Annotated in this window: 10 protein-coding genes; 3 read left to right on the forward strand and 7 right to left on the reverse strand. The window is 63.3% G+C overall.

All coding sequences use genetic code 11. The annotated features are described in order from the left end of the window. Positions 1-52 precede the first annotated feature (52 nt). Entirely contained in the window at positions 53-1552 is a 1500-nt protein-coding gene (locus ACN6NG_RS18340; protein ID WP_063422929.1) for a nucleobase:cation symporter-2 family protein, read from the forward strand. Positions 1553-1726: 174 nt separating this feature from the next. Here ACN6NG_RS18340 and ACN6NG_RS18345 read toward each other — a convergent pair whose 3' ends face one another. After that, positions 1727-2458 (reverse strand): SDR family oxidoreductase, encoded by a 732-nt coding sequence (locus tag ACN6NG_RS18345; protein ID WP_063422928.1) that lies wholly within the window; start codon positions 2456-2458, stop codon positions 1727-1729. A gap of 122 nt (positions 2459-2580) precedes the next feature. Between ACN6NG_RS18345 and ACN6NG_RS18350 the strand changes: the two genes are divergently transcribed. Beyond that, positions 2581-3354 (forward strand): LysR family transcriptional regulator, encoded by a 774-nt coding sequence (locus ACN6NG_RS18350; protein WP_474315381.1) that lies wholly within the window; start codon positions 2581-2583, stop codon positions 3352-3354. A gap of 92 nt (positions 3355-3446) precedes the next feature. On the opposite strand, the gene ACN6NG_RS18355 is transcribed toward ACN6NG_RS18350, so the two are convergent. Further along, positions 3447-4859 carry an MFS transporter gene (locus ACN6NG_RS18355; RefSeq protein ID WP_474315384.1) on the reverse strand — a complete coding sequence of 471 codons (1413 nt, stop codon included), beginning with the start codon at positions 4857-4859 and terminating at the stop codon, positions 3447-3449. A 49-nt stretch (positions 4860-4908) separates the two neighbouring features. Continuing rightward, positions 4909-5400, reverse strand: a complete 492-nt coding sequence (locus ACN6NG_RS18360) for a GNAT family N-acetyltransferase (protein ID WP_063422926.1) — start codon at positions 5398-5400, stop codon at positions 4909-4911. 119 nt (positions 5401-5519) lie between these two features. Between ACN6NG_RS18360 and ACN6NG_RS18365 the strand changes: the two genes are divergently transcribed. Further along, positions 5520-6110 (forward strand): biliverdin-producing heme oxygenase, encoded by a 591-nt coding sequence (locus ACN6NG_RS18365; protein ID WP_063422925.1) that lies wholly within the window; start codon positions 5520-5522, stop codon positions 6108-6110. Positions 6111-6255: 145 nt separating this feature from the next. On the opposite strand, the gene cydB is transcribed toward ACN6NG_RS18365, so the two are convergent. Genes cydB through ACN6NG_RS18385 form a run of 4 tightly spaced genes read right to left on the reverse strand, consistent with a single transcriptional unit; the run spans position 6256 to position 11177 of the window. Next, positions 6256-7263 carry a cytochrome d ubiquinol oxidase subunit II gene (cydB, locus tag ACN6NG_RS18370; RefSeq protein WP_474315386.1) on the reverse strand — a complete coding sequence of 336 codons (1008 nt, stop codon included), beginning with the start codon at positions 7261-7263 and terminating at the stop codon, positions 6256-6258. Between the two features lie 14 nt (positions 7264-7277). Continuing rightward, positions 7278-8699: a cytochrome ubiquinol oxidase subunit I gene (locus ACN6NG_RS18375; protein ID WP_474315388.1), complete on the reverse strand. Its 1422-nt coding sequence runs from the start codon at positions 8697-8699 to the stop codon at positions 7278-7280. Between the two features lie 2 nt (positions 8700-8701). Then, positions 8702-9178, reverse strand: a complete 477-nt coding sequence (locus ACN6NG_RS18380; RefSeq protein WP_474315391.1) for a DUF934 domain-containing protein — start codon at positions 9176-9178, stop codon at positions 8702-8704. Then, positions 9168-11177: a DUF2849 domain-containing protein gene (locus tag ACN6NG_RS18385; RefSeq protein ID WP_474315394.1), complete on the reverse strand. Its 2010-nt coding sequence runs from the start codon at positions 11175-11177 to the stop codon at positions 9168-9170. The genes ACN6NG_RS18380 and ACN6NG_RS18385 overlap by 11 nt, the downstream gene beginning before the upstream one ends. Positions 11178-11182: the final 5 nt, after the last annotated feature.

Below are 11182 nucleotides of genomic sequence, written 5' to 3' on the forward strand. Positions count from 1 at the left end.
CGACTGAGACCGTGCTGTTAGACGCATAAAATAACAAAGCGAGCTACTCACCATGACTTCTCCCGCTTCACCTCGTCCGGAAGACGAGAACCTCGGCGTGGGCGCCAACCTGGCCTATGGCCTGCAACATGTACTGACTATGTACGGCGGCATGATCGCCGTACCGCTGATCATCGGCCAGGCCGCAGGCCTCAGCGCTGGCGATGTCGGCCTGCTGATTGCTGCCTCGCTGTTCGCAGGGGGCCTGGCAACATTGCTGCAAACCTTGGGCATTCCCTTCTTCGGCTGCCGCTTGCCGCTAGTGCAGGGGGTTTCCTTTGCCAGCGTCGCCACCATGGTGGCGATCATCGGCAATGACGGCACCGGCGGCATGCAGGTGGTGTTCGGCGCAGTTATCGTGTCGTCATTGGTCGGCCTGCTGATCACCCCGCTGTTCTCGCGCATCATCAAGTACTTCCCGCCCTTGGTGACAGGCATCGTCATCACCACCATCGGCCTGACCCTGATGCCGGTTACCGCCCGCTGGGCCATGGGCGGCAACAGCCAGGCCGCTGATTTTGGCAGCCCGGCGAACATTGGCCTGGCGGCGTTCACCCTGGCCTCGGTACTGCTGCTGAGCAAGCTGGGCAGTGCCAGCCTGTCGCGCCTGTCGATCTTGCTGGCAATCGTGATCGGCACGCTGGCTGCGATGGCCACCGGCATGGCCGATTTCTCCCAGGCGCTGCAAGGGCCGTGGGTGGCCATGCCCGAGGTGCTGCACTTTGGCGCACCGCAGTTCCAGGTGGCGGCGATCCTGTCGATGCTTATCGTCATCGTGGTGACCATGGTCGAGACTTCGGCAGACATCCTGGCCGTCGGTGAAATCATCGGTACCCCGGTCGACTCCAAGCGACTGGGCAATGGCCTGCGGGCCGACATGATCTCAAGCGCCTTGGCGCCGTTGTTCGGCTCGTTCACGCAAAGTGCCTTCGCGCAGAACGTCGGCCTGGTCGCCGTGACAGGGGTGAAGAGCCGCTACGTGGTGGCCAGCGCCGGCCTGATCCTGGTCACGCTGGGGCTGCTGCCGATGATGGGCAGGCTGGTCGCCGCGGTGCCTACCGCCGTGCTCGGCGGTGCCGGCCTGGTGCTGTTCGGCACGGTCGCAGCCAGTGGCATCCGCACCCTGGCCCAGGTGGACTACCGCAACAACATGAACCTGATCATTGTCGCCACCTCGATCGGCTTTGGCATGATCCCGATCGCGGCGCCGGGTTTCTATCACCACTTCCCGACCTGGTTCGAGACCATTTTCCACTCCGGCATCAGCTCGGCGGCGATCATGGCGATTCTGCTCAACCTGCTGTTCAACCACCTGCGCGCCGGCAACTCCGACCAGCAGTCGGTGTTCGTCGCCGCCAGCGAGCGCACCCTGCGCTACCGGGATATCGCCGGGCTGAATGAAGGTGATGTGTTCCGTGATGGCAAGCTGTATGACCGCGATGGCAACGAGGTGCCGATCATGGAGCCTGATGAGGGGCATTTGAAACTGGCCAAGGTGCCTGCTATGCACTGACACCTACTCCCAAAGGCTGACGCGCACCCTGTGGGAGCGGCCTTGCGTCGCGATAGGGCCGCAAAGCGGCCCCGGCAATCTATGCTGCGTCGCTGAACTTGTGGGGCTGCTGCGCAGCCCTATCGCGACACAAGGCCGCTCCCACAAAAACGGCGACAGACCGCGGGCCCTGGCTTACTGCTGCTGCCGGGTAGCGCACACCACGATTTCGCGGATGCACACGGACTGCGGCTGGCCATAGGCAAAGCCGATGGTCTCGGCAATGGTCTCGGCCGTGAGTACCCCGCCCATCTCCTGCTTCCAGTCGTTGTACCCCGCCTTGATGGCGTCATCGGTCGTGTGGCTGAGCAGTTCGGTATCGACTGCACCCGGCTCGATGGTGATCACCCGCACATTGCTCGGTGCCAGCTCTTCTCGCAGGTTTTCCGACAGGCCGGTAACAGCAAACTTGGTACCGACGTAGGCGACGTGGTTGGGAAAGGCCTTGCGACCGGCCACCGAACTCACGTTGATGATAGTGCCCTGCCTGCGTTCGACCATGCCGCTGGCGACCGCATGAATGCCGTTGAGCAGGCCACGCACGTTCACGTCGAGCATGCGGTCCCACTGTTCCGGGTCCTGGGTGGCGATACTGCCCAGCAGCATCACGCCAGCATTGTTGATGATCGCGTCTACCGGGCCAAACCGTGCTTCGGCCTCAGCGACGGCTGCCAGCACGGCAGCGCGGTCGGTGATATCGACCGCCAGTGCCAGGGTATTGGGCAGCTGCAGTTGCTGCATCGGCGCCAGGCGCCGGGACAGCAGCAACAGGGCGTGGCCACGGCTGGACAGCAGCTTGGCGGTGGCCAGGCCGATACCGGAGCTGGCACCGGTAATGACTACCAAAGGTTTAAGGGTGTTGGTCATGGTCACCATCCTGTTATCCGATTTGCCTATGGGTAAGAAGTAGAGCGAGTATAGAAGCTGGTTTTTCTTGCGAAAAACGGGAAATTCTTTTCGCAGCCATCGGCATCACTTATGGGTAACCCATGGATTATCGCCAGCTTCGCGCCTTCATCGCTGTGTTCGAAGAGCGCAACATCACTGCCGCCGCGCGTTCGATACACCTTAGCCAACCGGCGCTTTCCGGCAGCATCCGGGCACTGGAGCAGGCCTTGGGCACCACGCTGTTCGTGCGCCAGGCCCGCGGCGTCGAGGTGACCGAGGATGCCCGCGCGCTCTACCCCGAAGCGCAGCGCATGGTCGCCGACGCCAATCGCCTGCTCGGCCGCTTCAAGGGGGATCGTGAGCGCGCGCCGTTGCAGATCGGCGTGGAGCAGGATGTGAGTGCGGCGGTACTGGGCAAAGTAGTGCTGGCAGCCGCTGCCATCCAGCCCCCGGTGCGCCTGCAACTGGCGACCGGCTGCATGGGCGCGGTGCGGCTGGCCAGCGAAGAACTGCGCTGTGAGGATGAGTTGTTTCTGCCGCTGCACAGCGACCCGTTCGTGCTGGCGGTTGCGCAGCAGGCAACCAGCGAAGCGCGCTGGATCACCTGCCCGTCACAGCCCAGCCATCAGCGCCTGCAACCTTTCTACAGCGGTATTCTGGTGGCAGAGGCAGACACCTTTGCCCTGGCCCTGGAGCTGGTTGCGGCGGGCCTGGGCGCCGCGATCGTGCCAGAATCGCTGGCCACCGAGCACCCCGGCGTGCGCATCGAGCCCATGCCACAACTCGACCTGCGCCGGCGTATCGGCCTGTGCTACTCGGCGCAGGCGCTGGCGCTTGATGGCGTCGTTCATCTGCGCGATGCCTTGCAGAGTTGAATTGCCTGTACCGGCCCTGTCACCGGCCAGATTTAGCACGGGCTATGTGGGAGCTGGCTTGCCGGCGATGGGGTGCGAAGCAGCCCCAGGTTTCAGGTGCGCAGAACTTGCTCCCCGGCATTGCTCGGCAAACGAATGGCATCCGCCAACGCCACACAGGCAATCAAGGCAACGCCAATCAACGCCCAGTGGAAGTCGCTGACGGTCATCTCGCTTTCGCCGCCCCGCACCATCATCGCCACGCGCAACAGCAGTGCCACCACCGCCACACCCAACGCCATCGCCAGCTGGAAGCACATGCTGAACAGCGTCGAAGCCTCGCCCATCTGCTGCTTGGGCACATCGGCAAAGCCCACAGCGTTGTACGTGGTGAACTGCATCGAGCGCGAAAGCCCGCCCACGAACAACACCACGGCCATCCAGTACCACGGCATGCCTTGCTGCAAGCCCAGGCAGGCCAGAATGCAACCAACGCCAATCAGCCCGTTGACCAGCAACACGCGGCGGAAACCATAGCGGCTCAGCAACCCGGTGGTAAACGGCTTCATCGCCAGGTTGCCGGCGAAGATCGCCAGTACCAGCAGCCCGGCATCCACCGGCGACAAGCCGAAACCAATCTGCAGCAGCAACGGGATCAGGAACGGCAAGGCGCTGATCGACAGGCGGAACAAGGTACCGCCAACGATGCTGACCCTGAACGTGGGGATAGAGAGGGTATTCAGTGGCAATAGCGGCGAAGGATGGCGCCGGCAATGACGAATTGCCAACCAGGTCAGCAAGCCGCCCAGCGACACCAGTGCCAGCCCGGCGCCCAGGCTGCCACCCGCCAGCGAGCCGAGCATTTCCAGGCCGACCAGCCATGCCGCACAAGACGATGCCAGAAAAACGAACCCCAGCGTGTCAAAACGGCGTTTTTCATCTGACCGCGCATTCGGAATCAGCACCCAGGCTGCCGCAATGGCCAGCAACCCGAGGGGGATGTTCAGGTAGAAGATCCAGGGCCATGACCAATGCGTGACGATCAGGCCGCCGAGTGGCGGGCCCAATACTGGTGCCACCAGGCCGGGCCAGGTGATCACTGCGAGCATTTTCACCAGGTCCTTCTTCTCGGTCGTGCGCAGCACCACCAGCCGGCCCACCGGTACCATCAGGGCACCGCCAATGCCCTGAAGCACCCGGGCGGCGACGAAGGTTTCCAGGGTCGGGGCCATGCCGCACAGCAACGACGCCACGGTGAACAGGCCGATGGCCCCGGCAAATACCTGTCGCGGGCCGAAACGGTCGGCCACCCAGCCACTGAGCGGAATGAATACCGCAACTGCCAGCAAGTAGGCACTGATGCCGATGTTCAGGCTGACAGCGCTTTCACCGAAGTCACTGGCCATTTGCGGCAGGGCCGTGGCAATCACGGTGGCGTCGAGGTTTTCCATGAAGAAGGTAATAGCCACCAGCAGGGCGATGCAGGTGGTTTGGCGGGAGGTGTAGACGGCTGCCGGGTTGGCCAAAGCTTCAGGTCCTTCTGATAGGTGAGTGCGGCTCAAGCAAGCCAAGGTTTCAGAGGACCATGATCATCTCATGCCAGGCCATGCCGCCATGATCCGACGGCGACGGTTTCACGTACTGATACCCCATCTTCTGGTACAGCGCCACATGCTGCTGCTTGCACATCAGGTGAATGGTCTGCTTGCCCGAGGCCTTCATGCGGGCGATGAATTCGTCCATCAAGCGCTTGGCGTAACCTTTGCCCTGGTGCACCGGGTCCACCACCACCGACATGATCACCACGTTCGGTGCTGCCGGGTCATGGCCGATCAGTTCCTTGAAGTCTTCATCAGACATGACGACTTCGTGGGCGCAACCGCTATTGATGAAGCCAACGATCTCACCTGCGTTTTGCAGGATCAGGAAGCCTTGCGGATACTGCGCGATGCGGGTGCGGATCTTCTCCAGCGTGGCCGCTTCATCCCCTTCATAGGCGCCGATTTCAATGGCGTAGCAGCGCTCGGCGTCTGCAACAGTGGGGGTGCGGAACTGCGGGGTATTCATGGCTGACTCCTTGGAAACGTGAAAGCGTCAGGCATGGTAAACCAGTAGCGTTGTGCTTGCCGCCTACCTGGGATGGCACGCATCATTGGCGCATTGCCTACTCGCTCACGGACACGCCTATGACCGCTGCCCCACTCCCTCTCACAGCGCCAGGACGCTGCAAACGCCTGAAAGCGGCCAGCAGCAGCGACCATGACAACGTCGACGAACTGGTGATGGCGGCGCGGCCTTTCGAGAGCCGTGAGCGTTATGGCCACTTCCTGCAGGTACAACACCGCTTTCACGGCAGCCTGCTGGCGCTGTATCAGGACGATCAGCTGAACCGGTGGCTGCCGGGGCTGGTTGAGCTGTCGCGTTTTGCCGCAGTCGAGCAAGACTTGCTCGATCTGGGCCTGCCGCTGCCAACGTCTCCCCAGCCGGTCAGTGCCAGCCCCGCCCAGGCCTTGGGGTGGCTGTATTGCAGTGAAGGCTCCAACCTGGGCGCGGCGTTCCTGTTCAAGCACACTCAGCGCCTGGGGCTGGATGGAGAACAGGGCGCTCGACACCTGGCGCCGCACCCGGATGGTCGTGCACTGCACTGGCGCGAGTTCGTGGCCAGGCTTGATGGCCTGGCGCTGGATGAGGGGGAAGAAGCAGAAGTTGTGACGGGGGCGATTGCTGCGTTCGGCAGTTATCGGGCACATTTGCGTGAGGTATTCGCACAGATATAACGGAGTGGCATGGCACCGGCTGCGCCGGTGTTCGCGGCTGAAGCCGCTCCCACAGGTAATGCATAAGCCTGAAGCCAGTGCTGTACCTGCCGGCGCCGCGAAGGAGGTAACACAGGGCCTCACACCCTGTGCTACACACCAGACTTCAATGGTACCCTTCGCCGTCCTTGACCTTGCCGCGAAACACGTAATACGACCAGGCCGAATAGCCGAGGATGAACGGGATGATCAGCAGCGCACCGACCAGGGCGAAGCCCAGGCTCTGGGGCGGCGCTGCGGCTTCCCAGAGGGTGAGGCTGGGCGGCAGCACATACGGCCAGATGCTGATCACCAGACCGGTGAAGCCGAGGAACACCAGCAGCAGCGACCAGACGAAAGGCCCGGCATGCGGTGCGCCGCGCAACGACCTGAGGATCGCCCAGGTGGCCACCAGCACCAGCACCGGTACCGGCAGGAAGAACCAGAAGTTCGGCAGGCTGAACCAGCGCTCGAAAATGGCCGGGTGGGTCAGTGGCGTCCAGATGCTGACGATCAGCATCGCCGCCACCGTCACCAGGGTAATCGGTGAGCACGCGCGAATGATGCTGGCCTGCAACCGGCCTTCAGTCTTCAACACCAGCCAGGTGGCGCCCAGCAGCGCATACGCCACCACCACCCCGACCCCGCAGAACACGTTGAACGGTGTCAGCCAGCTCATCACGCCGTTGGTGGCCACGCCATCAACAATCGCGTGCCCTTCGATGAACGCCCCCAGCATCACCCCCTGGAAAAACGCCGCCGCGTAGGACCCGCCCGTGAACGCCTTGTCCCAGAACGGCTTGTGCGCCTCATCGGCCTTGAAGCGGAACTCGAACGACACACCACGCCAGATCAACCCGGCCAGCAGGCCGAGCGCGGGGATGTACAGCGCACTGAGCAAGATGGCGTAGACCTTGGGGAACGCCGCCATCAACCCTGCCCCACCCAGCACCAGCCAGGTTTCGTTGCCGTCCCACACCGGCGCCACGGTGTTGACCATGGTGTCGCGGTGGTCGCGGTCGGTGATGAACGGGAACAGGATGCCGATACCCAGGTCGAAACCGTCCATGATGACGTACATCATCACGCCAAAGCCGATGATCAGAAACCAGATCAGCGGAAGATCAATACCCATGACAACGTCTCCGGTCAGTCAGTGTGATTGGGCGAATTTGGATACAGCGGGTCGTCCACTGCCGACAACGGGCGGGCGGGCCGCTGGTTGGCCGTCACCGGCTGCTCGTGGTCGTCGTGCGGTTGCGGCCCCTTGCCCACCAGGCGCAGCATGTAGGCGACGCCAGTGCCGAATACCCCGATGTACATCACCACCAGAACCACCAGGCCCACCGACAAGGTCAGCGCCGAATGGTCTGAAACTGCGTCCTTGGTACGCATCAGGCCGTACACCACCCAGGGCTGGCGGCCGATCTCGGTGACGTACCAGCCGGCCAGCAAGGCCACCAGGCCCGAGGGCCCCATCCACAGGGCAAACCGGGCCAGCCCCCGTGACGCGTACAACCGTCCACGCCAGCGCTGCCAGGTGCCATACAGGCCAAGCACGACCATCAGCAGCCCCAGGCCGACCATGACCCGGAAGCACCAGAACAGGATGGTCGCGTTGGGCCGGTCCTCTTTCGGGAAGTCCTTCAGCGCAGGGATCTGCCCGTGCAGGCTGTGGGTCAGGATCAGGCTGGCCAGGTTAGGGATCTCGACCTTGTAGCGGGTGGTTTCGGCCTCCATGTCCGGGATGCCAAACAGGATCAGCGGCACGCCCTGCCCCGGGGTGTTGCTCCAGTGGCCTTCTACTGCGGCAATCTTCGCGGGCTGGTGCTTGAGCGTATTCAGGCCATGCACGTCACCGATCAGCACCTGCAACGGCGCAGTGAACAGCAGCATCCACAGGGCCATCGAGAACATCCGCCGCACCGCCGGGGTGTGGTTGCCGCGCAACAGGTGCCACGCTGCCGAAGCCCCGACGAACAACGCGGTTGACAGCATTGCAGCCGTGACCATATGGGCCAGGCGGTACGGGAACGATGGATTGAAAATGATGGCGAACCAATCCACCGGCACCACCACGCCATTGATCACTTCATGCCCTTGCGGTGTCTGCATCCAGCTGTTCGATGCCAGGATCCAGGTGGCGGAGATCATCGTGCCCACGGCCACCATGACGGTGGCGAAAAAGTGCAAGCCCCGGCCGACCTTGTGCCAGCCGAACAGCATCACCCCGAGGAAGCCCGCTTCAAGGAAGAAGGCCGTCAGCACCTCGTAGGTCAGCAACGGGCCGGTGATGCTGCCAGCGAACTGCGAGTAGAAGCTCCAGTTGGTGCCGAACTGGTACGCCATGACCAGCCCCGAGACCACGCCCATGGCGAAGTTGACGGCGAAGATCTTCGACCAGAAGTGGTACAGGTCGAGGTAGGCGTTGTCTTTCTTCCACAGCCACAAACCTTCCAGAACCGCCAGGAATGCCGCAAGGCCAATGGTGATGGCTGGGAAGATGATGTGAAAAGTAATGGTGAAACCGAACTGTATACGCGCCAGCTCCAGGGCTGTAAGGCTGAACATGGCTATGCCTCGCTCCGTTGGGAAAGACGTTGCAGCAGGGTGCGTGGACGGGCCTGGTGATGGGCGGCCGCGGCGTCCTGCCAGCGCTGCGCCGGCACGCTGGCCGGAACCCGTACGCTGGTGAACCCGCACTGCAACAACATGGCGAACTGGTCGGGCAGCAAAGGCCCGGTAGCGCGCAGGTCACCGCTGAAGCCGTGGCGCTCGCGCAGCAGCCTGGCAAGGGTGAAGCCGCGGCCATCACGTGACTTGGCGAACTCGACCACGATCAAGGTCAGGTGGCCGAGCAACGGCAGCACCTGCACCGGGTCCTGGTCGGCGGCCAGCCACAGGCCTTCAGCCGGTTGGCCAAAACGCATGTGGTAGTCATCCCACTGCTGCGGCTGCAGCACGGTTTGCGGGGCGTAGGTCGGCAGCGTTTCACCCTCCAGGTAGCGCCAGCTGTCGGGCTGAACCCGGCCATCACGATCAACGAGCATCACGCAACACCTCCTTGAACGGCTCGATACCGACGCGGCGATAGGTATCAAGGAAGCGCTCCCCGTCCTCGCGCAATTGCAGGTAGATGCCAACGATCCCCTCGACGATGTCGGGCACCTCCTCGAAGGGCACCGAACGGCCCAGGATGGTCCCGACCGCAGCGTCCTCTTCGGCGCTGCCGCCCAGGGTGATCTGGTAGTTTTCGTGGCCGGCCTTGTCCAGACCGAGGATGCCGATATGCGCCACATGGTGGTGGGCGCAGGCATTGATGCAGCCGGAGACATTGAGTTTCAGTTCGCCGATGTCCTGTTGCCGGGCCGCGTCGAAACGCAAGGCGATGCGTTGGGCAACCGGCACTGAACGGGCAGTGGCCAGGCTGCAGTAATCCATGCCCGGGCAGGCGATGGCGTCGGACAACAAACCGATATTGCTGGTCGCGAGCCCCGCCTGGCGCAAGGCCTGCCATACGCTGTACAGGTCGCCCTGGCGGATGTGCGGCAGCACCAGGTTCTGCTCGTGCGACACGCGAATCTCGTTCAGCGAGTAGGCCTCGGCCAAATCGGCCAAGGTGAGCATTTCCTCGGCGCTGATATCGCCGGGGATGCCACCTGGTGGCTTCAGCGAGATGACCGCGCTGATGTAGCCACGCTGTTTGTGCGGGTGGGTATTGGTGCGTACCCAGCTGGCGAACGCGTTGTCGTCGGCCCGCGCGTGCAGGAAGCTGTCACACAACCCGGGCCGCGCCTCGAAGGCCGGCTGCACGAAGCGGGCACGGATACCTTGGACGATGGCCGGCTCCAGGTACTGGTGATCCGCCGGCAGGCTGGCGAACTCGTGCTCGATCATTTCAATGAAACGGCCGGGCTTAAGCTCGCGCACCAGTATCTTGATGCGCGCCTTGTACAGGTTGTCGCGCCTGCCCAGGGCGTTGTAAACCCGCAGGATGGCTTCGACATAACGCAGCAGTTCGCGCTCGGGTAACCACTCCCGCACTCGGGTGCCAACAATCGGCGTACGCCCCAGGCCGCCCCCGGCATACACCTGGAAGCCCACTTCACCCTGCCCATTGCGCTGCGCCAGGATGCCGATGTCCTGGAAGCGCACAGCGGCACGGTCTTTGGGGCTGCCGGTAATGGCGATCTTGAACTTGCGTGGCAGGTAGGTGAACTCCGGGTGGTCGGTGGACCACTGGCGCAGGATCTCGGCATGCACACGAGGGTCCAGCACTTCATCCTCGGCAGCCCCGGCAAAGTGGTCGGTGGTAACGTTGCGGATGCAGTTGCCGCTGGTCTGGATGCAATGCAGGTCGGCATCGGCCAGTACCGACAGGATTTCTGGCGTATCCGCCAGGCGCGGCCAGTTGAACTGGATGTTCTGCCGGGTGGTGAGGTGGCCGTAGCCCTTGTCATAGGTGCGGGCCACATAGGCCAGCTGGCGCAGCTGCACTGCGCTCAAGGTGCCATAGGGGATGGCCACGCGCAGCATGTAGCCGTGCAATTGCAGGTACAGGCCGTTCATCAGCCGGTACACCTTGAACGCCTCTTCGTCCAGCTCGCCGCTCAGGCGGCGGGCAACCTGCTGCTCGAACTGGCGGGCGCGGTCCTTGAGGAACTCACGCTCGAACGGGTCGTATCGGTACACCCCCGCCTGCCCCGCCGCCACCGGCAGCAGCGGGCGCTCGCCCTTGCCACCTAGCGGCGACGTGCCTGCGGCCTGCTTGCCGAGGTCGCTGCGTACTGACGGGCCACGCGAGCGCAACCGTTCACGCAGGCTTTTCGGCTCTGGCAGGCCATCCACCAGCCAGGCTGCACAAGGCGTCGGCGCAACCACCTGGTTGGCCCTCACGGCAGCCTCGGCGGCGAGGGTTGCCGGTACCAGCGTCTGCGTATCGAAGGCGCCGGCCTGTTGCAGTGTCTCTACCCATTCGTGCCTGGCATCAAGCCAGACCACAGCCCCATCGTCGAGGCGATTGGCGCAGATCAGATGACAGTCATCCATCAAAC

The sequence above is a fragment of the Pseudomonas sp. TSO6 genome, from assembly GCF_056098905.1.